Below are 26,250 nucleotides of genomic sequence, written 5' to 3' on the forward strand. Positions count from 1 at the left end.
AGCGTGGTAAAGTTGCATTAACTTTAGATGTTTAGATGGCTAAAATGTCAGATTATATTTCATTGAGTGGATTATCTATCTCCCGCGAATTGCTTTTGCTGCAATTAGAAAAACTAGATGCTTATATTGAGCAAAACTCAAGCCTTGCTGTGTGGTCATATCAGATCCCTGAGCTTGGGGAAGGAGGCGCTTGTAGCTTGTTTGGGCACCTTCAGGAAGCGCCTTTTTTGTTGAGTGACTACGTTGAAAAGAACACGGTGAATGAGCAATCGCTTGCTAAGCTGCAAACGATAGTGTCAGCGGTAGTTGAATTTACAGCTGTTGATTGGTTTGGCATATACCAAGCAAGAGCGACAAATGAAGGGAAACAACTTCTCAAATTAGCGTACTCTGGCGCGCCGAGTAGACCGCTATTCCCAATAACGGAGGCTTTTGCCGCTACGTCAAATAATATTCAAACGGTATTAAGTGCTAAAGCTCGAGTGATTAATGACATCCCTCAATATGTCGCCAGTGGTGGAGAGTACTACACTTGCGATCCAAAGGTGAAAGCAGAAACCTGTATGCCATTATTCGATGATGCTCAAAATTGTATTGGAATTATTGATGCAGAAGCGTTTTCTGAGTCATTTTTCAACGAAGAAATTTTAGCATTGCTTGCAGCAGCATGTACGAGAATCCCTGAATATTTACCCAAATAATTATCGGAATGTCCGGCTGTAAACTTGACGCCTTTGTGGTGCTGCCAAGTTTACAAAAATGAATAAAATTCTAGATAAATATGGTAACTGAGATGCAAGTCTCTATGTTACCATCAAGTCTACTGGAATCGGGCGTCAGCCGCTCGAGTTTGCATTAATTAAAATAAAAGAGATAAGCCATGTTCTCAGAGCTAAAACCACTTCCAACAGATCCTATTTTAGGCCTGATGGCCGCTTATAAACAGGACACTAACCCAAACAAAATTGACCTTGGTGTAGGTGTTTATAAGGACGAGCAGGGAAACACGCCGGTACTTAAAGCGGTTAAAAAAGCGGAAGCGTTTCGTTTAGAAAACGAAACGACAAAATCTTATATTGGTTTGGCTGGTAATTTAGACTTCTGTCAAAAGATGGAAACACTGTTACTTGGAGAGCATAGTACATTATTGGCAAATCGCGTACGTACGGCGCAAGCACCTGGTGGTACTGGCGCATTACGTGTTGCTGCCGAATTTATTAAACGTTGCAACACCAATGCAACTGTTTGGGTTACGACTCCAACTTGGGCAAACCACATCAGCCTATTTGAAGCAGCGGGTCTAACAGTTAAAGAGTATCCTTACTACGACTACGAAAACAAAGGGTTGTTGTTTGATGAGATGATCAATGCGCTGAAGCAAGTACCTAAAGGTGATGTAGTACTACTTCATGCATGTTGTCATAACCCAAGTGGTATGGACTTAAATCAAGCGCAATGGAAAGTGGTTGCTGAACTTGCAAAAGAGCAAGGCTTTACGCCATTAATTGATATTGCATACCAAGGCTTTGGTACTAGCCTTGAAGAAGATGCACAAGGCCTTAGAACGGTTGCGGATACAGTTGATGAAATGATCATCTGTTCATCTTGCTCTAAAAACTTTGGTTTATACCGCGAGCGTATCGGTGCGTGTTCAATCATTGCAAAAGACAGTGCAACTGCTGATGTTTCAAACTCAGTATTACTTAGTGTGGTTCGTAGTATCTATTCAATGCCGCCAGCACACGGTGCTGATATTGTAAATACCATTCTAAGCAGTACTGAACTTACGCAAATGTGGTATGACGAACTTGACGAAATGCGCGGTCGTATCAATGGTCTACGTACGTTGATCAAAGAAAGCCTAGCTGCAAAAGGTGTTGAGCAAGACTTCTCGTTCATCGACCGTCAGCACGGTATGTTCTCTTTCTTGGGTATTAATAAAGAGCAAATTGACAGACTACGCACTGAATATGCTATCTATATGGTAGGCTCTAGCCGCGTTAACGTAGCTGGCGTAAGCAAAGACAATATTGACTACTTTGCTGACGCAGTGGCAAGCGTGATTAAATAATACCACGCTACACAGCACAAAATAAAAAACCGCAGAACATGCGGTTTTTTATTTTCAGCCTAAACCACCCACTGAAGTAAGTGGTTATTATCATTTAGGCTTGCTTAATTTTGGTCACTTTATCTGGATCTGACGCTTTTTCGTTTTCAGCTTTGTTTTTGGTATTGGCCTTTGGTGCTACTTTGCCACCTTTTAACACAGACACAAAGTCATCTTTTTGTTTTGCAATTTCAAGCGCTAGGGATTCAACTTGTTGCTCACTCAGCGGCACGTCAACTTTCGTTAGCATGTCTTCCAATGCTTCAGCTACATCTAGCATCTTATCATAAGCATCAGCTTCTTTTTTAGACGTGAAAGTCATACGCTCGACTCCATTTCTTTCAACAACATATTTGATGATAACGGCCATGGTTATTCCCCTAGTCACTGTTTTTTTATACAGTAAATCGAATCGAGTGATTAAGCAAGTTATTTTGAAAATTTTTCAAGTGCTGTTGAGTGAAGTAGAATTAATTAAATTCATTAAAAACAAAAGCTTAATGTTTATTTTGATTTTTGAAAGAATGAATGTTTTTTGACAAAGTCAATATTCCAATCTTTATTTAAAAAGCTTCTGCAATCACTCACCGAGGTAAATGCAGTAAGCTTTGGATACTTTTTACGCACAAGGAGTGTATATATGTTCAATAAACCCACCATACTTTCTATTTTATTGGCGCTAGGTTTAAGCTGTTCAAGTGTGCTCGCAAAACCTACGGATCAAGCAAAATCTGTCTCTCAAACACAGCAGCAAAGTGCTGTACTCGATATTAATTCCGCTGACGCTTCGGCGCTTTCAAGTTTACCAGGGATTGGTATTCGTAAAGCTGAAGCCATCGTAGAGTACCGTAAGAAAATGGGGCGCTTTAAAACAACAACGGAGTTGCTGGAAGTAAAAGGAATTGGGAAAGGAATATTGGCAAAACTGGAGGGGAAAATTAGAGTCTAGTCGTAGTTATTGTGTGCGAGCTTAGTTGCTCGCACACAGGTAGATTGAAGATCAGGGCTTATTCGAGGCGTTAAACTCAGCGATTGCCTGAGCTAACTTGGGTTTGCCAAATTGTATTTCCAGTGGTGTGATCAGTAGCGGATAAATTAATCCTGCCACGAGTAAGACAGGTAATAACAGCCAGCCTTCAAATACGACCAATGAGGCAAAAAACGGTGTGAGCAGTAGCAACTTGGCTATTCTTAACACGACCTTTGTTTTTGCATCAAGGTGGCTAAGTGCAAGACGTAAGATCATCTGCTTGTCACGTAATTTAAACGCTCTCAGTTGCTCAATTTGGCTTAACCTAAAATGCATGAATGTGATATCTCAAGTTCTTTTGGTAACGTGGAAAAATAAGAAAAGAATAAATGCAACACTATAAAATGCAAAGATAATTTCCATCCATCCAGGCATAGATAATCCTGCAAAAGACCAATCTATGTTGCCGCAGTCACCCGTTGCAGCAAAAAAGCTTGGCAGCCATTCATGCAGCGGCATAAACGCAGGAAAGTTTGGTACAAAGTCACAGGTAAAAGCAAATGGATCCGTTGTGGTTTGCATATTGATATGTTCACGGGCGATAAAATAACCCCAAATACTGCCTACACCCCACGAAACAAATGCCAGACTACGCAGTGCGAAAGAGCGAGGAGAAATCATACCGATTAAACCAGCTGCTAATAACCCCAACATAGCAAAACGCTGATAGATGCACATAATACAGGGCTCTAAACCCATACCGTATTGGAAATACAGTGCAACGGCTTCAAAAATAGCAGCGGATAGTGCTAGCAATCCCCAAGATTGCCTAGAGAGATGAAAAGATGAAATCTTCATTATAGAGAAACCCTTTTTGTTTTATTATGCTTTATCTGGCCGCGTTAGAGCAACCTTACTTCGCAGTGTGTGCTATCTTTGCGACGATTTTTCGACTCTTGTTACCTGCAGAAGTTCGAAAATATCAAAATAGACCACTTGATTAAGTCAATAGAGTTGAGACCGACATTATCAGTATTTCTATTCTGACGTATTTACTCATTCACTTTTCTCGAGGGCATCGATATGAAAAGTAGCACGCTCAATGGCGGAGCCATGTAAGATAACGTATTCAATATCGTTGTAAGCCGCGACTGACTGCAAAGGGTTACTATTTAAAAGTAATAGATTTGCCACTTTTCCAGCTGCGATACTGCCGTACTGGTTGTCTATTGCAAATGCTTTCGCATTATTAATGGTAGCAGCAGATAGCAAGCTAACGAGGCCTACTCCGGCTTGATCCATCATCGTTAATTCTTGATAAGTCGATAAGCCAGGTTGCGAGACATAAGTTGGTGCGGGTGGCGTATCTGAGCCAAGCAGCAAGGTTGCGCCATTTTTATATAGATAATTTAGTGCTCGTTGCCCTTGTGAGAAAACTTGCTCAAGTTTAGCGACCTTTTGTTGATTACTTATTTCACCCCAGCCTTGACCCATTTCTCGAGAAAACCAGCGACCAGGTTCACTTTGATACCAAGCAATTTGAAACGGAGGTAATACGGTACGATATTCAGAGGAGAAGGTAAAAGTGTTGTCAGTCACTTTCGCCAGAGCATTCATCACATTTAATGTGGCTTGATATGCTATGCCTTTTTCGATGATGGTATCCAGCACAGCTTTTACATTGGTTGGCAGTTCGCTTTCGCTAGGGGCTGTATTTGGCGATAACCAGTTCCAAAGTCCATGCGCCATAACGTTGATATTGGCATCTACAGCAAGTTGTTGCATATCAACGGCATTCGCATGTGCCATTACGGGTAACTTCAATGAGTTTGCGGACTCGACTAATTGTTTAGCAGTTTCTTGGTTAATAAGCGGTATAGCACTGTTTTCTCCAAAGCCATCTTCAAAGTACAGTTTGGCACAAGTTGCACCGTCAGATTTCATTCGCGTCAAGGGCTGAGCTCCTTGGTGAGCGTGTGCTTGAGATGGCGTCAGCTCATAAGCAGGATCGCCGTGTTGTGCAGCAAAGTAGGGTTTATGTTGATGTAGCTTTGAGTAACTAAGGCCTTCTGCGTTGTACCCTTGGTAAACTGGCATTGCGCCACAAAAGTAGGCGTCGGGTGCGGGGCCATTTGCTGTAAATTCGGTCATGCCGATTGCAGTGTTTGACGGGTCAATAACTTGCGTGACGCCATAGTAAAGATAATTAGCGCCTTGCCGTTGTAAAAATGCTGCCTGCATTTGGCGAGCTCTAGGAGAAGTGTTAAGCAACCCCGGCATAGTTTTTAGGTGGACATGGCTATCGGTTAACCCTGGTATGAGGTATTGACCATGAGCATCAATGACCTGTGCTGCATCCGGTTTTTGACTTGAGTCAGAGACTTGTATAATTTTGCCATCTTGGATGGCGAGCCAATGATTGGAAATGATATTGACTTGGTGCTTATCAATAGGATTTAAAATGGTAGCATTGTCGATACGAAGGTCCACTGCTGCAAATAATGCATGAGAAGACAGGGCGCAACAGGCCGCAAATATTAATGTTTGTTTTTTCATAATGAAATCCAGTTAGTGTCGTATTAGATGCCTTCGAGCATAACTGGCGAGGTACTTTGTGTTTTAATTTTCATATAAATTAACTCTGAAATTTTTCTTAATTTAATTAAAACTAAAATAATCAATAGCATAAGGTGTTCTTGGGTTGAAAAATTTGCTTTTGGGAAATTGGCTTGTTGTGCCTAAATTGAACCAGATTGTGGAGTATCCGACTGGCCGTGAATATACCGTCACCCCAAAAGTGATGAAATTACTGTTGGTGCTGGTCGATGCGAAACCTGAGCCTCTGAGTATTGAAAACCTCGTCGAGTTAGTTTGGCACCCGAAGGTGGTGTCTGACAATTCGGTCTATCAAGCTGTTGCGCAGTTAAGAAAGATTTTAAACACAGATCCGCAATACGAAGAATACATAGAAAGAATATCAGCTCAAGGTTACCGCATTCATCCAAACATTGCGCTTAGAGAGCATAAAGCGGCTGTGATGCCTGTGAGCAAAAAGCGAATTTGGCTGCTTGGTGTCACCATTACGTTGCTCGCTCTCATCGCTTTTTTTGCTTTTTATATTCAAACTGATCAAAAGCACAAGACACAAAACAACCCGTACTTTGATGAGATCACTCTTGCCACACACCTATCCCAAAGTACAGCGGTGGAAGAGTTAGCGCGAGCGAAAACGATTTATCAACAAGTGTTATCTAAACAAAGTGATAATGTCGAGGCACTTAGTGGCTTGTGCAATGTCTTTATGGGGCTAAGCGTATATGGCGCGGTGTCAGAGTATGAATCGCTTGCTTTATGTCGGCCATTGTTAGAAAAAGCACGGATCTTAGATGATACAAATATTGAAGTGATAACCTCTCTTGCACGCTTTGCGGTGATGGAGAATGAAATTGAGCAAGCACAGAATTATTTTAAGCGCGGATTTGAGCTCTCAACCAAGCATGCTCGCCTATGGCATTGGTACGGTCGATTTCTTCGGGACCAACACAAAATATCCGATGCAATTGCTGCGCATAAACAAGCGTATCAGTTAGCACCAAACGATGCGGTTATTATCCGAGGGTTAGCCTATGCCTATTTGAATTTTAGAGAGTTAGTACTCGCTCGAAAATATTTTGATCGTAGCGTTGCCGTAGCCCCTCACACCAAGAACAATCCGCTCTATGCGCTAGACTTTTATCCGCTTAACCAGAATAGAGCAAGCCAATATTTGCTGTGGTACCACAACAATCACATCAGTCATAGTAAATTGTACCCCGCGCAGCAGTTGAGCCACATATTGGTGTTATTGAGTTTAGGGCGAGCAGAAGAAGCTGAGGAAAAATATCAGCAAGCCGCAAATTTAGGTTCAATTTCTACAGCATTTAGACTCTATGTTGAATCTGGGATCGCATGGCGACAAGGCGATTTCGAAAAGGCCGAAGAACTCTTAAAACAGCGATACGAGCTCGACTCAAAGGGTAATCATTATGTGATGCCTTATATTCTTGCTTTACTTGCACAGCAGAGAATACAACCTGCGCTAACACTTTTTGAACAGCATTTTGCTGATATCGCGGCGCTTAAATTGCCAGAGGCAGGTAATGTAGGGCAATACCTTACTTATGCCCTGATGCTGAAACGTACAGGTGAACAAAGCAAGCTTAAGCGAGTAACACAGTTGTTGGCACAATACCTTAACCAAGGAAATCAGCTAGATGCAGCGTTATCTCCTTACTGGTTTGCACTTAACAATGACGTAGCAGAAACGAAACAAGCGCTAACGCAGCTGCTCAACACAGGTTGGTTACCCGACTACAATGATAGTTTTTTTGCTACGGATCTTTATCTCGCTTTGACATCAGACCACGAATTTAAACAAGCATGGCTGAATAAGCTTGAAAGCAGACAAAACGAGCTCTAATACGTTTGGTTACTCAGGTATAAAGTTCGCTATGTGATTTAAAAGTAGGGAGCGAATTTTTTTGGTGATTCCTTGAATAGGGGTTCTGTGTTTCGGCAGACTTTGATATTGGCTTTTAAAAACAGAGTTCGATTTTGTTGCCTGTGAGTTTTGGTTTCCTTAAGCTGCTTTGTTGTTTGCAAGCAACGCTCAAAAATAAATTGCAAAAGATGTCCAATAACATTATTACATGCCGCTTTGTCTGTTTATTTCGCAGTCGTTCCGTGTGCACTTTAAGGAGAAGTATTTGAGTTATACAAAATGAAAGCAGAGGCAGGATGGTCTGATGAGGAGCAATTTGTTTACATTAACAGCTCAGTGTTGAGCGAAGATGAGCCTGTTATGGCCAAGTCTATATCGCCTTAAGTGAGTTCTAAGTCTCACACCGCGTAACAATCTCATCTGCATTAAACATGGCTATTTTCAGCTAGGGTGATTTGTAGCTTGTTAGTTGAGCTTCATCTGGTACAATCAGTGGATTAACAAGCACAACCTGCCAATCAAGGCATTGATGTAATAATAAAGTGGTGTGAGATGAGAATTTTCAAAGCCAAGAGCCCAGCTGGATTTGCTGAAGAATATATTGTTGAGTCAATTTGGAACGGCGAATTCCCTCCGGGATCCATTCTACCTGCTGAGCGTGAGCTTTCTGAACTCATTGGTGTAACAAGAACAACACTGCGCGAAGTATTACAAAGGCTAGCTCGTGATGGCTGGTTGACTATCCAACATGGTAAGCCAACCCGGGTGAATAACTTTTGGGAAACGTCAGGGCTTAATATATTAGAAACCTTAGCGCGTCTTGATGAAGATAAGATGCCTGAGTTGACCGATCAGCTGCTGTCTGCGCGTACCAATATTAGTGCTATCTATACGCGTGCGGCGATAAAATTCAATCCGCAGCGTGTTATCGATATTTTGTCTAAGCATGAAGAGCTAGAAGACACCGCAGAAGCGTTTGCCGATTATGACTACCAAGTTCACCATGAGCTGGCAGGTGCTGGGCAAAACAAAATTTATGTGCTTATTTTAAATGGCTTCAGAGGTTTATACTCAAAAATTGGTTGCCATTACTTTTCTGATTCAAGAACACGAGGATTGGCGAGACAGTTCTATGCAGATTTAACCAAACTGGCAGAAAATCAAGAACACGATGGTGCTATTTCATTGATGCGTAAGTATGGTCACCAATCGGGTGAAATTTGGCAGCAGATCCGCGGTGATATGCCTGAAAATATCATGGACTAATGTCCACTGAGTGATAGACATCTTAAAAAGGCTTCTTCGTGAAGCCTTTTTTGATCTCCGAATGGCATTTTGAGCGGAGGCATTTTTGTCTCATCGAATTTATAGATTGGTGCTATCGGTAAATTCGATTGTTAATTATGGCGCTTGCCAAATACACTAGGCGCAGTTTTTGGCGGTGAGAATGACAAAGAGACTTTGGTTATGAATTTAGCTAGGGTTGTTTTTTCATAAGCACGCCACAATATTATGAACAAGATATTTTGGTCTCGACACGAGATACCAAATAAGATTGGAAATAAACCTAACTATTGGAGATAAAAATGGGTGTATTAGTAGGCCGCAAGGCACCAGACTTTACAGCAGCAGCAGTACTAGGTAACGGTGAGATCGTAGATAGCTACAACCTGCACGAGCGTATTAAAGGTAAAAAAGCGGTTGTTTTCTTTTACCCACTAGACTTCACGTTTGTTTGTCCTTCAGAGCTAATCGCGTTCGACAAGCGTTACGAAGAGTTCCAAAAGCGTGGTGTTGAAGTGATCGGTGTTTCTATCGATTCTCAATTCTCACACAACGCATGGCGTAACACTCCAGTAAACGAAGGCGGTATCGGTCAAGTTAAATACGATCTAATCGCTGATGTTAAGCACGAAATCTGTCAAGCATACGACGTTGAGCACCCAGAAGCTGGTGTTGCTTTCCGTGGTTCTTTCCTAATCGATGCTGAAGGTAATGTACGTCACCAAGTAGTTAACGACCTACCACTAGGCCGTAACATCGACGAAATGCTTCGCATGGTTGATGCACTAGCATTCCACGAAGAGCACGGTGAAGTATGTCCAGCTGGTTGGACTGAAGGTAAAGCAGGTATGGATGCAAGCCCTGAAGGTGTTGCTAAGTTCCTATCTGAAAACGAAGGCGCACTATAATTTAGTGTCGACTTTGTGATATCTCGCTGATATCAAAAAGAAACCCGCCAATTGGCGGGTTTTTTAATGGCTACTGATACCTCAATAGCTTTCTCAGGGTAAAACTTTGACTACTCGGCTACCTTGCCTACTTTAGCAAGTGCCATGCTAGTTAAAGTTGATAAACTGACCCAGTGATTTCATCAGTTGAATGCTTAGGTAAGCGGCAAATAAACTGATCACGGGAGTTGCGAGCAGACTCAGAAATTCGAGTTCATTAATCATTAGTCTCTTCCTTTTTTTCTTGCTCGTTGTTATTGGTTGTTTGAAACGCTTTCTCTAAAGACTGTTTGGTCTCAATTTTTATTTCTTCTAGATTCGCTTTGATTGACTCAGTGATAGCTTGCGTTACTTTGGTTTTTACTTCTTGAAGTAATGAAGCATCAATTTCTGCAGCTGTTGTTGTCATGCTTGCTGTAAACAGTAAAGTTGTCATGGTGATTTTCGCTAAAGTAGTCATAATAAGTTTCCTTGTAATTTGTTAGTCGCAATAACTATTACAAAGGTTGTGCCAAAATGAATTTAATTTTTATCTTATTGATTTTTATGTGTTTTAAGTTTTTCTTGGCACAGAGGAATTAATGGGGTGGTGAATTTGACCAGTGCAGAATGGGTGAAATGGCTAAGATTTAGTTAAATTTATTAAGGCTGGATTAAGCGAAGTAAGAAAGGATGAAAAACAAGGTTTGGGCCGAATTAACGGCCAAAGTTAGGGTCATCAGGTAGGTCAACCAAGATTAATACCGCCCCTTTACCACCATATTCTAAAGGTGCTTGGTGCATCGCCAGTATATCTGGATGCTGGACAAGATACTGCGGTACTTTATGTTTAAGCACACGCTCACCAATTCCATGCACCACGCACGCACAAGCAATATGCTGTTTCTTACAAGCATGAATTAATGCTGCCAGTTCTTGTTTTACCGTTTCTTTATTTAGTCCGTGTAAATCTAAGATGAGTTCGGGCGCGTAGTCACCACGCCTTAGCTGCTTTGCTAAATAGCGATCAGCTCCGGGCTTTACGAAATTAATGGTTCCCGAGGTATCAATATCAGGAATATACTCGTCAGAAAAGTAAAACTCAGATTGCTGCTGCTTGACTTGTTGCTTCAGCTCAACGCTCTGAATTTTTTTCTTTTGTTTGAGCTGCACCTGATCTTGTTTGAGGGGTTTTACACCATTCAAAGACTCACGAAACATCGCGAAATCGTCATTTAGGTCAGCATTAGTTTTAGATTCTCTGTTCATGATGGCATTTTAAATAAAAAAAGCATAAAAACCTAGCTTAAAAACCGCTACAATAGCGCCATATAGTTTGATCTTTAGAGAGTCATCATGACGGAAATGTCGCAACCACTTATTACCGAAGAAATGGCCGTTGAAGCCTTTCAAGACTTACATACCATTCAGGACTGGGTACGCTGGACAGCGAGCCAGTTTGTGAGTAACGAGGTATTTTTTGGTCATGGTACGGATAATCCTTGGGACGAAGCGGTCAGTTTAGTGCTTCCCGTGCTGCATATGCCAATTGATGCTCCCAAAGAAATCATGCATGCGCGTATGACACAAAGTGAAAAAGCGCATCTGATGGAGTTTATCAAAGCACGTATTGAGCAGCGTATTCCCGTCGCCTACTTAACCAATCAAGCTTGGTTTGCTGGTATGCCGTTTTATGTTGATGAGCGCGTATTAGTACCACGCTCACCATTTGCAGAGTTAATCGCAAAACATTTTGCCCCCTGGGTAGCTGCACCGAATAAAGTAACGCGTATTTTAGATATGTGTACGGGTTCTGGTTGTATTGCGATTGCATTGGCCAAAGCATTTGAGCGCGCACAAGTAGACGCAGTCGATATTTCTTTTGAAGCCTTAGAAGTGGCTGATCACAATATCAATCAGCATATGATGCAAGACAGAGTCTTTGCTATCCAATCTGATGTATTTAGTGGTGTACCGGGTCAAAAGTACGATTTAATCGTAGCGAACCCTCCTTATGTTGATGCAGAAGATATGTCAGATCTGCCAGAGGAGTTCCATCATGAGCCAGAGCTTGGCTTGGCGTCAGGAGAAGATGGCCTTGATGTGACCCGCACACTACTGGCAGAAGCGGCCGATCATCTAAATGATGATGGTTTGTTATTTGTCGAAGTTGGCAATTCTATGGTACATATGGAGCAGCAATTTCCTGAAGCGCCATTTACTTGGTTAGACTTTGAGCATGGTGGTTTAGGGGTCTTTGTCGTATCCAAACAACAACTATTGGAATACTTTAAAAACTGATAGGGAGCCAATGCTCTCTATCGTCTATTTAGGAATGAGGAAAAACGATGGCAGGCAATAGCATTGGCCAATTATTTAAGGTGTCGACCTTTGGTGAAAGCCATGGCGCCGCGCTTGGTGGCGTGGTGGATGGTGTACCACCAGGGCTTGAGATCACTGAAGCTGATTTACAAATCGATTTAGATAGACGTAAACCAGGTCAAAGCCGCTACACAACACAGCGCCGAGAGGGCGATGAGATAAAAATTCTCTCGGGTGTGTTTGAAGGCAAGACCACAGGTACGAGCATTGGATTGTTGATTGAAAATACCGACCAACGTTCAAAAGATTACTCAAACATCAAAGACTTGTTCCGTCCGGGTCACGGCGACTATACCTATTGGCACAAATACGGGCATAGAGATTATCGCGGTGGTGGTAGGTCGTCGGCACGTGAAACTGCCATTCGAGTTGCAGCAGGTGCAATTGCGAAAAAGTATCTCAAGCAAGTCCACGGCATCGAAATCAATGCCTGTCTTTCTCAATTAGGCCCGATTAAAGCCGAGCATTATGATTGGTCAGCGGTTGAGACCAATCCATTTTTCTTTCCCGATGAAGCTAAGCTAGAAGCGCTAGATGAATATATGCGTACGCTGAAAAAAGAAGGTGATTCAGTCGGCGCGAAAGTAAAAGTCGTGGCGAAAAATGTGCCTGTTGGTTTAGGTGAGCCAGTGTTTGACCGTCTGGATGCTGAGATAGCGCACTCCTTGATGAGCATTAATGCCGTAAAAGGTGTAGAGATTGGTGATGGCTTTGATGTGGTTGAGCAAAAGGGCTCTGAGCATAGAGATGAGCTAACGCCACAGGGATTTACTTCTAATCATGCAGGCGGCGTTTTAGCGGGTATTTCTACAGGGCAAGATATTATCGCATCAATTGCGCTAAAACCGACTTCAAGTATCTCGGTACCGGGGCAGAGTATTGATACCCACAACCAACCACAAGAAGTTGTGACTAAGGGTCGCCATGACCCTTGTGTTGGTATTCGTGCCATTCCAATCGCAGAAGCCATGTTGGCTATTACGCTCATGGATCACTTATTACGTCACCGTGGTCAAAACCAAGACGTCAATTTGCCGCATAAGCCAATTCCTGGTCATATCTAGCCAGTAGCGAGTAAGCTAATTTTGGCACAGTGATTGCTTTTCTTGGACAAATCAAGGAGAGCAATCATGATCACTTACCAAACCCACTCCGCAATTCGTACCACTGAGTCTGTTTCGGAGCAGCAAAGCCTTGCCCAAACTAAACGAGCTAATACCGCTGCGCAGGAGCAAGACTATGTCGCGGCTGCTACCATCGCAACCCAATCATCCCCTGTACTGGATAATAAAGCTGGCGAGCCATATAAATATGAAGTGGTGGAGCGTAATCAGTCATTTCTCGAAAAAATGAGAGAAGCGGTAATGTTTAGCCGCTTAGGGGCAAATAAAGAGAAAATTGACGAATTAAAAGAGAAAATGGCAGAACTTGAAAAGCTTGCGGCTGAGGGAAAAATTTCACCTGAAGAATTAGAAGAGCGGATGGCTGCCTTACAAGAAGCGATGAGAGAAGCGGTAACTCAGGAAGAAAACAAAGCGAACAAGGACACGCTAATGAGTTAGTGAGGCTTAAAATAATAAAAGCCTCAACTGAGGCTTTTATTACAGCTATAAACTAACAGCGTTTAGCTGTGATATTTTTCACACGCTTCTAGCGTATTTTCGATTAAGCTTGCGACGGTCATTGGGCCCACACCACCTGGCACTGGGGTAATAAAGCTCGCGTTTTGTTCTGCGATGTCGTATTGCACGTCACCTACCAGTTTGCCAGATTCTAAGCGATTAATGCCTACATCGATGACAATCGCGCCTTCTTTAACCCAGTCGCCTGGAATAAACTCAGGTTTACCAACCGCCACAACTAATAGATCGGCGCGACGAACGTGAGCCTCCAAGTCTTGCGTAAATTTATGGCAAACGGTTGTAGTACAACCGGCAAGTAATAGTTCTAGCGACATAGGACGACCAACGATGTTTGAAGCACCAACCACAACAGCATGCATGCCTTTATAACGCACACCGGTAGAGTCGAGTAGGGTGATGATCCCTTTTGGCGTACAAGGTCTCAGTGCTGGCATTCTTTGGGCAAGACGACCTACGTTATATGGGTGAAAGCCGTCGACGTCTTTATGAGGATCAATACGCTCTAACACTTTTTCTGCGTCTAGGCCTTCAGGTAGCGGCAATTGTACTAAGATCCCATCAACTTCAGGATCTGCATTAAGCTCATCAACAAGCGCAAGTAATTGCTCTTCGCTTGTGTCACCTGGTAAGTCGAAAGATTTAGAAACAAATCCGACTTCTTCACAGGCTTTACGCTTTGAACCAACATAAACTTGGCTCGCGGGATCCTGGCCTACTAATACCACAGCCAAGCCAGGCGCTCTTAGGCCTTGCGCTAGTCTGTCTTGAACTCGTTGTGCAACAGTAGAACGAACTTGTTTCGCGATAGCTTTGCCATCAATGATGTTTGCCGTCATGATTGACCTATATTAAGGGTTAAAAAACTTGAACGATGATAGAGCCTTTAAATTTTTCTATACAAGCACTTTCATGTATTGATGAAATGATTGCTTAATAAAGATGAAAATGGGGTCGCTCTATTTATATGTCCCTTTAGTTACAACAAAGGAGGACATTTGCCCGCTATTTTCTCAAAAAACAGCCAGCCCGCCAAGTTTGCATTGCGTAAAAGCAAAGGTTTTCATGATCTGTTCTACAAGAACCGCTCAAAAATTGTTTAAGTCAGCTGTTTTATCAACAATTTGTGGCAAAATTAGGCAGTTGAAACAAAAACTAAAAAAAATATTTGACCTACTTCGGGCAAATCACTATTATGCACCCCGTTGCCAACGAGGACTCACCGATAAAAAGGTTCTTAGTTCTCCAAGGTCACAGTCGGCGATTAGCGCAGCTTGGTAGCGCACTTGGTTTGGGTCCAAGGGGTCGCAGGTTCAAATCCTGCATCGCCGACCACTTTTAAAATAAGAATGTAGCATGAAGATGTTTACGAGTTTGCGCCCTTAGCTCAGCTGGATAGAGCAACGCCCTTCTAAGGCGTCGGTCGAAGGTTCGAATCCTTCAGGGTGCGCCATCTTATTTTAATCCACATGTAGTGGCGGCTGTAGCTCAGTTGGTAGAGCCCTGGATTGTGATTCCGGTTGTCGTGGGTTCAAGTCCCATCAGTCGCCCCATCTACATGCCAAAATTAGTCGGCGATTAGCGCAGCTTGGTAGCGCACTTGGTTTGGGTCCAAGGGGTCGCAGGTTCAAATCCTGCATCGCCGACCACTTCTACAAAATACATATGTTCGGCGATTAGCGCAGCTTGGTAGCGCACTTGGTTTGGGTCCAAGGGGTCGCAGGTTCAAATCCTGCATCGCCGACCACTTCCTCTCTAGTATTTCAGTCCTTTATTTCAAATTTACTAACTTTTAATCAATTAGCACCAATATGCCTAATTATTTAACCTGATTGCTCGACTCCGTCGTTGAATAGGTTATAATGCCGCGTCTATTAATTAACGTAGTGCCCGTAGGGCAGGCAACAAGCGTCACATGCAACGGAGAGTTTGGCAATTTAGCCGAAGGCCCATAAAAAGCATGATGGTTGTCTTGTTAGTAAGGAAGGCGCTTTGTCGCCCAAAAATGAAGATTGAGGTAAATCATGCAAGTTTCTGTTGAGACGACTCAAGGCCTTGAGCGCCGTCTGACCATCACCGTTCCTGCAGAGAACGTTGAGACTGAAGTTAAAAAACGCCTACAAAAACTGTCAAGAACACAGCGTATCGATGGCTTCCGCCCTGGTAAGGTTCCAGTGTCAATCATCACTAAGCGTTACGGCGCGGCTGTACGTCAAGAAGTTGCTGGCGATCTGATGCAGCGTAACTATATCGAAGCAATCATTGCTGAGAAAATCAACCCTGCAGGCGCACCATCTTTTGCTCCTAAGTCACTAGAAGCAGGTAAAGATCTAGAATTCGATGCAACTTTTGAAGTATACCCAGAAGTTGAACTTAAAGATCTAGACAAAATCGCGGTTGAGAAACCTGCAGTTTCTGTCACTGATGAAGACCTAGCGAACATGCTTGAAACGCTTCGTAAGCAACACGCTTCTTGGACTGAGAGTGATGCTGCAGCTGGCGAAAAAGACCGTGTAACGGTTGATTTCGTTGGTACAATCGACGGTGAAGAGTTCGAAGGCGGTAAAGCTGAAGATTTCCCTCTAGAGCTTGGTCAAGGTCGTATGATCCCAGGTTTCGAAGACGGTATCGTTGGTAAAAAAGCAGGTGAAGAAGTTGTTTCTGACGTAACTTTCCCTGAAGAATACCACGCTGAAAACCTAAAAGGTAAAGCGGCTCAATTCACAATCACTGTGAAGAAAGTTGAAGTTCAAGAGCTTCCTGAACTAACTGACGAGTTCGCAACTAAGTTTGGTGTTGCTGAAGGTGGTGTTGACGCACTTAAAGAAGAAGTTAAGAAGAACATGGAGCGTGAGCTAAACCAAGCGGTTAAAGCTAACGTGAAAGATCAAGCGATCAAAGGTCTTCTAGAAACTAACGAAGTTGAAGTGCCAAAAGCGCTAATCGACCAAGAAATCGACGCACTTCGTCAACAAGCAGCACAACGTTTTGGTGGCAACGCTCAAAACATGCCTGAGCTTCCTGCAGAGCTATTCCACGAGCAAGCGGTAACTCGCGTGAAAACTGGCCTACTACTAGGTGAAGTGATCAAAGCGAACGACATCAAAGTTGATGAAGATAAAGTTGCTGAACTAATCGATACAGTTGCTTCTGCATACGAAGATCCAAGTGAAGTAGTTGAATACTACAAAGCAAACGATCAACTAATGCAGCAAATGCGCAACGTTGCGATGGAAGAGCTAGCAGTTGAAGCTGTACTTGCTGCTGCATCTGTTTCTGATGTTGAAAAGTCATTCGACGACATCATGAATCCACAGGCTGCTCAATAAGTCTTTGAAGAAATCATTGACTTACAGCTAAGCTGAAGTTTAAATGGCTCGAGTTACTCTAATAGAGAATTCGGGCCATTTTTGTTTTTAAGCCTTGATATTGAAGCATTAAGTACTTATATCTTGAGGCATGGCTTATTTTATTAGCTATACTTATTTTACGAGTCAGGTTTCGTTGAGTATTACTGATACAGTTATATCTACTCGTTTCAATTCGCTCAAAAAAGTATTAGCCTAAACACCGATCACAGAATGTTTTTATGGACCGCGCTAAGTCCAATGAAAGTTGCTGCGAATAGGCAATAGATTCTGTGCTAATAAGGAATAAAAAACATGAATGATGGTATGATCGATCCAATCAATGCGTTAGTACCTATGGTCGTGGAGCAAACGGCTAAAGGCGAGCGTTCTTATGATATTTACTCACGACTGTTAAAAGACCGTATTATTTTCTTAACAGGTCAAGTCGAAGACCATATGGCCAATCTAATTGTGGCGCAGATGCTGTTCTTGGAATCAGAAAGCCCTGACAAAGATATATTCTTGTATATCAACTCGCCAGGTGGTTCTGTGACTGCTGGAATGTCAATCTACGACACGATGAACTTTATCAAGCCTGACGTTAGTACGGTTTGTGTTGGTCAGGCTGCGAGTATGGGAGCATTTTTGCTATCTGGCGGTGCTAAAGGTAAACGTTATTGCTTGCCGAACTCGCGTGTGATGATCCACCAACCTTTAGGTGGTTTCCAAGGTCAGGCTTCTGATTTTGAAATTCATGCTCGTGAAATCTTGGCGATCAAAGAAAAATTGAATCGCTTAATGGCGGATCACACCGGTCAACCTTATGATGTGGTTGCGCATGACACAGACCGAGACAACTTTATGACTGCAGATCAAGCGTTAGAATATGGTCTGATTGATGCGGTTCACTCTCGTCGAGAGCTTAAGTGATTATGAATTAGCCGATGAATTGAATTCATTGGCTTCTACTGTGCCAAAGCCAAATTTCTTTGGTATAGTTAAAAGAAATACGATGTTATCTAGAGATAACAGCAATTGAATGAGGTAGCTGAATGTCAGACACTCCAACAGACGGCGATAAGAATAGCAAGCTACTCTACTGCTCATTTTGCGGTAAGAGCCAGCATGAAGTTCGTAAGTTAATTGCCGGTCCATCTGTCTATATATGTGACGAGTGCGTTGAACTTTGTAACGACATCATTAGGGAAGAAATCAAAGATATTGCGCCTAAGCATGACGCGTCTGATAAATTACCTGTGCCAAAAGAGATCAGAAATCACTTAGATGATTATGTGATAGGTCAAGACCACGCTAAAAAAGTCTTGTCTGTTGCGGTTTATAATCACTACAAGCGCCTGCGTAACCAAGGTGGTAAAGGTGATGTAGAACTTGGCAAGAGTAATATTCTACTAATTGGTCCAACGGGTAGTGGTAAAACCCTTCTAGCGGAAACGCTTGCACGTTTACTTGACGTTCCATTCACCATGGCAGATGCAACGACATTAACCGAAGCCGGTTATGTGGGGGAAGATGTTGAAAACATCATTCAAAAGCTTCTGCAAAAATGTGATTACGACGTTGAGAAAGCACAGCGTGGTATTGTTTACATTGACGAAATCGACAAAATTTCAAGAAAATCTGACAACCCATCAATTACCCGTGATGTGTCAGGTGAAGGTGTACAACAAGCACTACTAAAACTGATTGAAGGCACGGTTGCATCTGTTCCGCCACAAGGTGGTAGAAAGCACCCGCAACAAGAGTTTTTACAAGTAGATACTTCTAAGATCTTGTTTATCTGTGGTGGTGCGTTTGCAGGCTTAGATAAAGTCATCGAGCAGCGCAGTACAAAAAATACCGGAATTGGGTTTGGTGCTGAAGTTAAGTCTAAAGACTCTGAGCGCTCATTAAGCGAAACGTTTAAAGACGTAGAGCCTGAAGATTTAGTTAAGTACGGCTTAATTCCTGAATTTATTGGTCGTTTGCCTGTAGTTGCAACTTTGACTGAACTGGACGAAGAAGCACTAATTGAAATCCTAAATGAGCCGAAAAATGCACTCACTAAGCAATACGCGGCGCTATTTAAGATGGAAGGTGTTGACCTTGAATTCCGTGAAGATGCGCTACGAGCGATTGCTCATAAAGCGATGGAGCGTAAAACGGGTGCCCGCGGTCTGCGTTCGATTGTCGAAGGCGTACTGCTTGATACTATGTATGAGCTTCCTTCACTAGAAGAAGTGAGTAAAGTCGTCATTGATGAAACGGTGATCAAAGGCGAATCAGACCCTATTATGATTTACGAAAATAACGGTAAAGAAAAGGCGGCGTCTGAATAGCTCAGTATGAGATTGAAAAAAGGAGCCTAGCGCTCCTTTTTATTTCTTAGTCCACATCAGATAGAAACCAATATAGTCAAATTGCTATAACAATAAAGGGCAATAGCGAGACAAGTTTTTAGGGTGAATATTTCATACATTTCACCACGGTAAATTGAGTGTCAAAACTAAGCTTTTTATACGTTAAATTGATCTCTACTTGATGCGGATTACTATAAACTATTGAACTTTATCTGCGTTATCCCCATATAGCTCAGTATTCCCAAAATTAATTGAAGTGCGAAGAGAACATAATGACGCTTGAAAGAACGGATCGAGTAGAAATTCCTGTGCTAGCGCTACGCGATGTAGTGGTGTATCCGCATATGGTGATCCCGCTGTTTGTAGGTCGAGAAAAATCAATAAAATGCCTAGAAGCTGCGATGGACAATGACAAGCAAATCTTTTTAGTTGCGCAAAAAGACGCCTCAGTTGATGACCCAAGCACTGATGATGTCTATCAGACTGGTACCATTGCAACGGTACTACAGTTACTCAAACTACCTGATGGCACAGTGAAAGTGCTAGTTGAAGGTACTCAACGCGCAAAAATAGATGAGTTTCTAATTACAGACGAATATTTCTTGGCGCAAGCTCAGTACATTCCATCTCAGGATGTGGATGAGCAAGAGCAAGACATATTAGTTCGCAGCGCAATTAGCCAGTTCGAAGGCTATGTGAAGCTAAATAAAAAGATCCCACCAGAAGTACTAACTTCAGTATCGGGTATCGATGAAGCTGCACGCTTAGCGGATACGATGGCTGCTCATATGCCAATTAAAGTACCTGAAAAACAAAAGGTGCTAGAAATTAACGATGTGACTGAGCGTCTCGAGTATTTGATGGCGTTGATGGAAGGCGAGATCGATTTACTTCAAGTAGAGAAGAAGATCCGCTCACGCGTTAAAAAGCAAATGGAGAAATCTCAACGAGAGTACTATCTGAATGAGCAAATGAAAGCTATTCAGAAAGAGCTTGGTGAGCTGGATGATGTTCCTGACGAATTTGAAGCCCTGAAAAAGCGTATTAGCGAAGCGAATATGCCGCAAGAAGCGGAAGAAAAAGCGCTTTCAGAGCTTAACAAACTTAAAATGATGTCACCTATGTCTGCAGAGGCGACAGTTGTGCGCTCGTACATTGAGACGATGATCAATGTACCTTGGAAAAAACGCTCAAAGGTGAAAAAAGACCTAGCTGGTGCACAAAAGATACTAGATGCCGATCATTATGGTCTTGAGAAAGTGAAAGACCGCATCATCGAATATCTAGCGGTACAGCAGCGCACCAATAAGCTTAAAGGTCCTATATTATGCTTAGTTGGTCCTCCAGGCGTTGGTAAAACCAGTTTAGGTCAATCTATCGCGCGTTCGACTGGCCGTAAGTACGTACGTATGGCGCTCGGTGGCGTGCGCGACGAAGCTGAAATTCGTGGTCACAGAAGAACTTATATTGGCTCAATGCCGGGTAAATTGATCCAAAGCATGTCGAAAGTTGGCGTAAAGAACCCGCTTTTCTTGTTGGATGAAATCGATAAGATGTCATCGGATATGCGTGGCGATCCTGCATCGGCTCTACTAGAAGTGTTAGATCCAGAGCAAAATAGCAACTTTGCAGACCACTATTTAGAAGTGGACTACGATCTGTCTGATGTTATGTTTGTTGCGACTTCTAATAGCTTTAACATTCCAGGTCCATTATTAGACCGTATGGAAGTCATTCGTCTTTCTGGTTACACCGAGGACGAAAAGCTAAATATTGCCAAGCAGCACTTAATTCCAAAGCAAGTGAAACGCAATGGATTAAAAGAGTCTGAAATCAATATTGAAGACAGTGCGATCATTGGCATTATCCGCTACTACACGCGTGAAGCGGGTGTCCGTAATCTAGAGCGCGAAGTTTCTAAGTTATGCCGAAAAGCCGTTAAGAACATCTTGCTAGATAAAAATGTTAAGCAAGTTGTGATTAACCAAGAAAATCTTGAAGACTTCTTAGGTGTACAACGTCACGACTACGGCAAGGCGGAAGACGGCGATAGAGTTGGTCAAGTTACCGGGCTTGCATGGACGGAAGTAGGGGGTGACTTACTCACTATCGAATGTGCGGCAGTACCAGGTAAAGGCAAACTTGCTTACACCGGCTCGCTGGGCGATGTGATGCAAGAGTCAATTCAGGCGGCAATGACGGTTGTGCGCAACCGTGCTGACAAACTACGCATTAATGACGATTTCTACGAGAAACGTGATATTCATGTTCATGTTCCTGAAGGTGCAACACCGAAAGACGGTCCGAGCGCCGGTATTGCGATGGTAACGGGCTTAGTGTCAAGCCTCACTGGCAATCCAGTGCGTGCAGATGTCGCGATGACAGGTGAAATTACCTTGCGTGGTGAAGTTCTGCCTATCGGTGGTCTGAAAGAGAAATTATTGGCAGCGCACCGTGGTGGAATTAAACGAGTTTTAATACCGAAAAAGAACGAGCGCGACTTAAAAGAAATTCCTGAGAATGTTCTTGAAGGGCTTGATATTCATGCGGTGTCATGGATTGATGAGGTATTATCACTGGCGTTAGCGCACCCAATAGACAGTTTTAGTGTGGAATCGCAAAAAAACTAAGAAAAAAGCCAAAAAATTGAGTGAAAAGGCTTTTCAAATCTAAAAGGTGTGTTAAGTTAGGCACTGTATTCAAGCCTACTGGTTCGGAAGCCCCGTAATCACTAGGCTTGAGAAAGATTTCGAGAATTAGAGAGTCGCTGTGATGTCTCTAAATGAATAGCAAAAGTTACCAGTAAGAAGTAACTTTTGACAATAACTATGGAAGAGGATGATATTGTGAATAAATCTCAATTAATCGATCAAATCGCAGCTGATGCTGACATTTCTAAAGCGGCTGCTGGTCGTGCGCTAGATTCATTCATTGAGTCTGTAACGGGTGCACTAAAAGACGGTGACTCTGTTGCACTTGTAGGTTTTGGTACTTTCTCAGTGCGCGAGCGTGCTGCACGTTCTGGTCGTAACCCACAAACTGGTGAGACTATTCAAATCGCAGCAGCTAACATCCCATCTTTCAAAGCGGGTAAAGCGCTTAAAGACGCAGTAAACTAATTCAATTTGAATTAGGCGGTGCAGAGTCATCGCGAACTGCTTCAAGATAAAAGGCGTATCTGCTAAGATACGCTTTTTTTATACCATCACTAATCTGATTGGTGTAATGCTTAACCCAAATCTAGCAAACACAAAGTGCTTTAGTGCTTTGACTTAGATAAGAGAAACAATAAATGCTTGAAAAGATCAGAGAAGGCTCGCAAGGCCCGGCGGCTAAAATCGTATTAGGTTTAGTCATCTTATCTTTTGCGTTAGCAGGGATCGGTGGTTACCTAGGTCAAACCACAGAGCAGCCTGTCGCAGAAGTGAACGGAGTAAAGATTTCACAAACCAAGTTTTCTCGTGCTTACTCAAATGAACGCGCACGACTAGAGCAACAGTTTGGCGAATACTTTGCACAGATTGCAGCCGATCCTAATTATATGGCGCAAATTCGCCAAGGTGTTGTTGATCAATTAGTACAACAAGAATTACAAACTCAATTAGCTAAAGAGCTTGGTCTTCGTGTGAGCGATGAGCAGGTTAAAAAAGCGATTGTTGAAATGCCATATTTTCAAATTGGTGGAGAATTCAGTAACGACCGTTACTTACAAGTTATCCGTCAAATGAACTTCCAGCCAGATAGCTTCCGTGAATATCTTCGTGACGAGATGACTCGTGCGCAGTTAATCTCTGCAGTTGCTGGCACTGATTTTGTACTGAAAAACGAACTTCAGCAATCTATTGCGCTACAGCAACAAACTCGTGCTATCGACTATGCGGTATTAAGCAAAGAGTTGGTGAAAGATGAAGTGTCAGTATCAGATGAAGAAGTTCAGAACTATTACGACTTGAATCAAACTCAGTTCCAAGCTCCAGAATTGGTGGCGGTTAACTATATCGAGCTAAAAGCTGAAGATTTAGCGCCTGCAGAACCAGTTACTGAGGAAGCGTTAAAAACGTATTACGAAGAGCAAAAAAACCAATATCTTGAACCTGAAAGACGTCGCGTGTCACACATTCTTGTTGATGCAAGCGAAGATGCTGAAGCCGCTAAACAAAAAGCAGATGAAATTCTGGCTGAATTGAATAACGGTGCTGATTTTGCCGTTGTTGCAGAAGAAAAATCTGACGACGTGGTGAGCGCTGAGCTTGGCGGTGATCTAGATTGGATTGAAAGGGACATGATGGATCCGGCGTTTGAAGATGCAGCATTTGCGCTTGCCGCGGTAGGTGATGTATCTGAAGTGGTTGAATCTGAGTTTGGTTTTCACATTATCAAGCTAACGGACATTCAACGCCAACAAGCGCAATCTTTTGAAGACGTAAAAGACAACCTTCGTGCAGAGCTTGAAAAAGCAGCTAAGATCGATGCGTTCTATCAAAAGCAAACCCGTGTAGCTGAACTTGCTTTTGAAATGGCTGACTCGCTACAAGACGCTGCTGAAGCCGCTGGCGTTGAAATCAAATCAACTGAGCTGGTAAGTCGTAATGCGCTTCCTGAGCCACTGAATTCACCAGCGATAAGCAATACTATCTTCACGCCAGAGCTGCTAGAAGACCGCGTAAACTCTGAAGTGTTAGAAGTTGCACCAGAGCATATCGTGGTGGTTCGTGTTGCTGAGCATAAAGCGGCAGCGACGAAGCCACTTGAGGAAGTCAGCGCGCAGATCAAAACGCAGTTGAGCAATGAAAAAGCGTCGACATTAATTGCAGAGAAAGCACAGTCACTATTTGAGCAACTACAAGGTAGTTCTACTTTAGCTGAGATTGCCAAAGCACAAAATATCGAAGTGAAAAGCGTGACTGAGCTTAAGCGTCGTAGCTACGACGTACCGCCAGCTATCGCAGCAGAAGCATTTAAATTGCCTCAGCCTGGTGTAGCAGAAACAGAATCTGCACTTGTAGAGCTTGGTAATGGTGACTCGGCATTTGTGGTGCTGAAGTCTGTAACCACGCCTGAAGTTGATGGCAAAGTTGATGCGCAGCAGAAGCAGTCAATCACGGCTTCTTATGCAAACAAAAACTATCTTGAGCTACTAGCAGCACTTGAAGCTAAGTCTGAAGTGAAAAGACCACAGTTACAGGTCACAGAGCAGCAATAATCGTTTTTAGATAGCAGAAAGGCGCCAACACGGCCAATGCCAGTCAGTTAAGCTGGCTGGCATTTCTTTTTTATGTGGGTACTTTGATGGCTTAGGCTTTATCGCTCTTGGATACTGCCTATCTTCTCTTCTAGGTGGCAGTTTAAATAGTCTTAGCGTACCTAACAGATGCTCCCAGTGAATCGGAATGTTACCGGGACTCATTATTGATATTGACGAGAAGTATTGAATCACCGCCATCGAGCAGCTTGAGAAACTGAGTTGATTAGGCCATATTCCTTCGGCTCTCGCTGCTAGGGTCATCAACCTTCGAATCAAATTGTATGCGAGGAGGATCCCCCACAGCTCCTGTCTAACCATATCAGGGCGCTTACTTCGAGGATGGTATGTGCTATCTAGCATTGTTTGCTTTATTTCTCGATACCCTAACTCTATTTCCCAGCGATGGCGGTATAAATCAACTATTTCGCTACTTGGAAAGCGGAGTCTATCTACCATTGAGGTTAATATTCGATAATTTTTACCCTTTATGGTTTTACTAACCAATCTTGCTTTAATAACCTCGGGAACATCAGGGAAGTTCTTTTGCGCATGCTTAGTGGTTTTAAGCTCAATTATTAGGTCATTTTTACCAACCTTAGAAACAACTTCGTATTGTAAATCAGGTCTGGCAGGTATTAGCCAATGCCTTTCTTCTCCAGTGCTGTGCCATCGATTTAACAAACCCAGTGAATAGTATCCTTTATCAAACATGGTTAACGAGTGGTTGGGTGTACGCTCAATAAGTCGTTCAGCAAGCTTCATTTCATTCGTCTTATAGCTATCAAACTCACTGCTTATAAGTTGGTGGCTGGTGAGTTCCATATGACATACCATGCGAATTTGTGGGAAACTTGTATCACCATATTGGTTGCTAGCTGATGAGAACGCTTCGCGATTTTCATCTGAGTCGGCCGTACGCCAAACAACACCATCAACCGCTAGCAAATTTAACCCAGCCCACGTTTCAAACTCTTCGTTGTGGTACATATTATCAGCAGCTTTATTAAAGACTTGCTTAACGGGTTCATCCCCTAATCGCTGGCGAGCCTGAACCATCGCACTCGGCGCGACTAACTGATTTTTACCAGGCAACATAATGTCTAGTTTATTCGCAATATTCCAGACCGACTCTTTACGGAATAATGCCATGCCAATAACAGACCAAAGCACCGCTTCTAGAGGTAACCTACGCTTTCTAACGGTGGCTACTCCTGCTTGTTGAAAACCTTGTTCAATAAGTTCAGAAGATAAAATTTCAGATAACTTTTCAAACGTATGGTAACGCGTGCTTTCTTCAAAAGCTGAGTGAAGAGCTTGTTCTATATTCACAAAAAATCCGTAGTTAGTTGCCTAACTACGGATTGTGCATGATCATTTTGATCGGTCAACCGATCAACTTCTTAACTGATCGGCATTAGCCAACACGGCGCCTTTTTTATGTTTTTGGCCTCTTATTATGGTACTTTTTTGTTAAATTTTGTTTGTTTAAAGGTTTTTAATTATTAA

Annotated in this window: 23 protein-coding genes and 5 tRNA genes; 20 read left to right on the forward strand and 8 right to left on the reverse strand. The window is 42.8% G+C overall.

Features of this window, described 5'->3' with window-relative positions:
* Positions 1–35: 35 nt before the first annotated feature.
* A complete protein-coding gene (locus tag DS891_RS13000) occupies positions 36–701 on the forward strand; it encodes a GAF domain-containing protein (protein WP_174170004.1) in 666 nt (221 codons plus the stop codon).
* Positions 702–880: 179 nt separating this feature from the next.
* Entirely contained in the window at positions 881–2,071 is a 1,191-nt protein-coding gene (locus DS891_RS13005) for an amino acid aminotransferase (protein ID WP_010606712.1), read from the forward strand.
* 94 nt (positions 2,072–2,165) lie between these two features.
* Here the strand turns inward: DS891_RS13005 and DS891_RS13010 are convergent, their stop codons facing one another.
* Positions 2,166–2,480 (reverse strand): YebG family protein, encoded by a 315-nt coding sequence (locus DS891_RS13010; protein WP_174170005.1) that lies wholly within the window; start codon positions 2,478–2,480, stop codon positions 2,166–2,168.
* A gap of 270 nt (positions 2,481–2,750) precedes the next feature.
* On the opposite strand from DS891_RS13010, the gene DS891_RS13015 reads away from it, so the two are divergent.
* On the forward strand, positions 2,751–3,059 hold the full coding sequence (locus DS891_RS13015) for a helix-hairpin-helix domain-containing protein (RefSeq protein WP_174170006.1): 309 nt from the start codon (positions 2,751–2,753) through the stop codon (positions 3,057–3,059).
* Between the two features lie 51 nt (positions 3,060–3,110).
* Here DS891_RS13015 and DS891_RS13020 read toward each other — a convergent pair whose 3' ends face one another.
* From DS891_RS13020 to DS891_RS13030, 3 genes are all read right to left on the reverse strand, one after another.
* Positions 3,111–3,416, reverse strand: a complete 306-nt coding sequence (locus DS891_RS13020) for a hypothetical protein (protein ID WP_174170007.1) — start codon at positions 3,414–3,416, stop codon at positions 3,111–3,113.
* A 12-nt stretch (positions 3,417–3,428) separates the two neighbouring features.
* Positions 3,429–3,938, reverse strand: coding sequence for a disulfide bond formation protein DsbB (dsbB, locus tag DS891_RS13025; RefSeq protein ID WP_174170008.1), 510 nt, complete (start codon positions 3,936–3,938; stop codon positions 3,429–3,431).
* A 198-nt stretch (positions 3,939–4,136) separates the two neighbouring features.
* Entirely contained in the window at positions 4,137–5,636 is a 1,500-nt protein-coding gene (locus DS891_RS13030) for an amidohydrolase family protein (protein ID WP_174170009.1), read from the reverse strand.
* A gap of 145 nt (positions 5,637–5,781) precedes the next feature.
* Between DS891_RS13030 and DS891_RS13035 the strand changes: the two genes are divergently transcribed.
* The 3 genes from DS891_RS13035 to DS891_RS13045 all read left to right on the forward strand — a co-directional run bounded on the left by DS891_RS13035 (position 5,782) and on the right by DS891_RS13045 (position 9,752).
* Positions 5,782–7,539 carry a winged helix-turn-helix domain-containing protein gene (locus tag DS891_RS13035; RefSeq protein ID WP_174170010.1) on the forward strand — a complete coding sequence of 586 codons (1,758 nt, stop codon included), beginning with the start codon at positions 5,782–5,784 and terminating at the stop codon, positions 7,537–7,539.
* Positions 7,540–8,112: 573 nt separating this feature from the next.
* Positions 8,113–8,826 (forward strand): fatty acid metabolism transcriptional regulator FadR, encoded by a 714-nt coding sequence (fadR, locus tag DS891_RS13040; protein WP_010371123.1) that lies wholly within the window; start codon positions 8,113–8,115, stop codon positions 8,824–8,826.
* A gap of 320 nt (positions 8,827–9,146) precedes the next feature.
* A complete protein-coding gene (locus DS891_RS13045) occupies positions 9,147–9,752 on the forward strand; it encodes a peroxiredoxin (RefSeq protein ID WP_010371125.1) in 606 nt (201 codons plus the stop codon).
* 256 nt (positions 9,753–10,008) lie between these two features.
* Here DS891_RS13045 and DS891_RS13050 read toward each other — a convergent pair whose 3' ends face one another.
* Entirely contained in the window at positions 10,009–10,251 is a 243-nt protein-coding gene (locus DS891_RS13050) for a hypothetical protein (RefSeq protein WP_045990797.1), read from the reverse strand.
* Positions 10,252–10,487: 236 nt separating this feature from the next.
* Complete coding sequence (gene smrB / locus DS891_RS13055) at positions 10,488–11,039, reverse strand: endonuclease SmrB (protein WP_010606719.1); 552 nt, start codon at positions 11,037–11,039, stop codon at positions 10,488–10,490.
* Positions 11,040–11,135: 96 nt separating this feature from the next.
* On the opposite strand from smrB, the gene prmB reads away from it, so the two are divergent.
* The 3 genes from prmB (at position 11,136) to DS891_RS13070 (ending at position 13,714) form a co-directional block, all read left to right on the forward strand.
* Positions 11,136–12,071, forward strand: a complete 936-nt coding sequence (gene prmB / locus DS891_RS13060; RefSeq protein WP_026000853.1) for a 50S ribosomal protein L3 N(5)-glutamine methyltransferase — start codon at positions 11,136–11,138, stop codon at positions 12,069–12,071.
* Positions 12,072–12,118: 47 nt separating this feature from the next.
* Positions 12,119–13,216, forward strand: a complete 1,098-nt coding sequence (aroC, locus tag DS891_RS13065) for a chorismate synthase (RefSeq protein ID WP_010606720.1) — start codon at positions 12,119–12,121, stop codon at positions 13,214–13,216.
* Positions 13,217–13,282: 66 nt separating this feature from the next.
* The gene (locus tag DS891_RS13070; RefSeq protein WP_174170011.1) at positions 13,283–13,714 is read left to right on the forward strand and encodes a hypothetical protein; all 432 of its coding nucleotides are present in this window, start codon (positions 13,283–13,285) and stop codon (positions 13,712–13,714) included.
* Between the two features lie 62 nt (positions 13,715–13,776).
* On the opposite strand, the gene folD is transcribed toward DS891_RS13070, so the two are convergent.
* Complete coding sequence (gene folD / locus DS891_RS13075; RefSeq protein WP_102057141.1) at positions 13,777–14,631, reverse strand: bifunctional methylenetetrahydrofolate dehydrogenase/methenyltetrahydrofolate cyclohydrolase FolD; 855 nt, start codon at positions 14,629–14,631, stop codon at positions 13,777–13,779.
* Between the two features lie 419 nt (positions 14,632–15,050).
* Here folD and DS891_RS13080 point away from each other — a divergent pair.
* The 11 genes from DS891_RS13080 (at position 15,051) to DS891_RS13130 (ending at position 24,702) form a co-directional block, all read left to right on the forward strand.
* Positions 15,051–15,127 (forward strand) — tRNA-Pro (locus DS891_RS13080).
* Between the two features lie 41 nt (positions 15,128–15,168).
* Positions 15,169–15,245: transfer RNA gene (locus tag DS891_RS13085), tRNA-Arg, on the forward strand.
* A 24-nt stretch (positions 15,246–15,269) separates the two neighbouring features.
* Positions 15,270–15,345 (forward strand) — tRNA-His (locus DS891_RS13090).
* Positions 15,346–15,364: 19 nt separating this feature from the next.
* Positions 15,365–15,441: transfer RNA gene (locus DS891_RS13095), tRNA-Pro, on the forward strand.
* Positions 15,442–15,462: 21 nt separating this feature from the next.
* Positions 15,463–15,539, forward strand: a tRNA-Pro gene (locus DS891_RS13100).
* Positions 15,540–15,816: 277 nt separating this feature from the next.
* Entirely contained in the window at positions 15,817–17,121 is a 1,305-nt protein-coding gene (tig, locus tag DS891_RS13105; protein WP_010606723.1) for a trigger factor, read from the forward strand.
* 333 nt (positions 17,122–17,454) lie between these two features.
* Positions 17,455–18,072, forward strand: a complete 618-nt coding sequence (gene clpP / locus DS891_RS13110; RefSeq protein WP_010606724.1) for an ATP-dependent Clp endopeptidase proteolytic subunit ClpP — start codon at positions 17,455–17,457, stop codon at positions 18,070–18,072.
* A 122-nt stretch (positions 18,073–18,194) separates the two neighbouring features.
* The gene (gene clpX, locus DS891_RS13115) at positions 18,195–19,478 is read left to right on the forward strand and encodes an ATP-dependent protease ATP-binding subunit ClpX (protein WP_010606725.1); all 1,284 of its coding nucleotides are present in this window, start codon (positions 18,195–18,197) and stop codon (positions 19,476–19,478) included.
* A gap of 293 nt (positions 19,479–19,771) precedes the next feature.
* Complete coding sequence (gene lon, locus DS891_RS13120) at positions 19,772–22,129, forward strand: endopeptidase La (protein ID WP_017216125.1); 2,358 nt, start codon at positions 19,772–19,774, stop codon at positions 22,127–22,129.
* 216 nt (positions 22,130–22,345) lie between these two features.
* A complete protein-coding gene (hupB, locus tag DS891_RS13125) occupies positions 22,346–22,618 on the forward strand; it encodes a nucleoid-associated protein HU-beta (protein ID WP_010371157.1) in 273 nt (90 codons plus the stop codon).
* A 173-nt stretch (positions 22,619–22,791) separates the two neighbouring features.
* A complete protein-coding gene (locus tag DS891_RS13130) occupies positions 22,792–24,702 on the forward strand; it encodes a SurA N-terminal domain-containing protein (protein WP_174170012.1) in 1,911 nt (636 codons plus the stop codon).
* Positions 24,703–24,708: 6 nt separating this feature from the next.
* Here the strand turns inward: DS891_RS13130 and DS891_RS13135 are convergent, their stop codons facing one another.
* Positions 24,709–26,067, reverse strand: a complete 1,359-nt coding sequence (locus DS891_RS13135) for an IS4 family transposase (RefSeq protein ID WP_174170113.1) — start codon at positions 26,065–26,067, stop codon at positions 24,709–24,711.
* Positions 26,068–26,250: the final 183 nt, after the last annotated feature.

It is taken from the genome of Pseudoalteromonas sp. JC28, from assembly GCF_013319255.1.
In the GTDB taxonomy this organism is placed as follows: Bacteria; Pseudomonadota; Gammaproteobacteria; order Enterobacterales; family Alteromonadaceae; genus Pseudoalteromonas.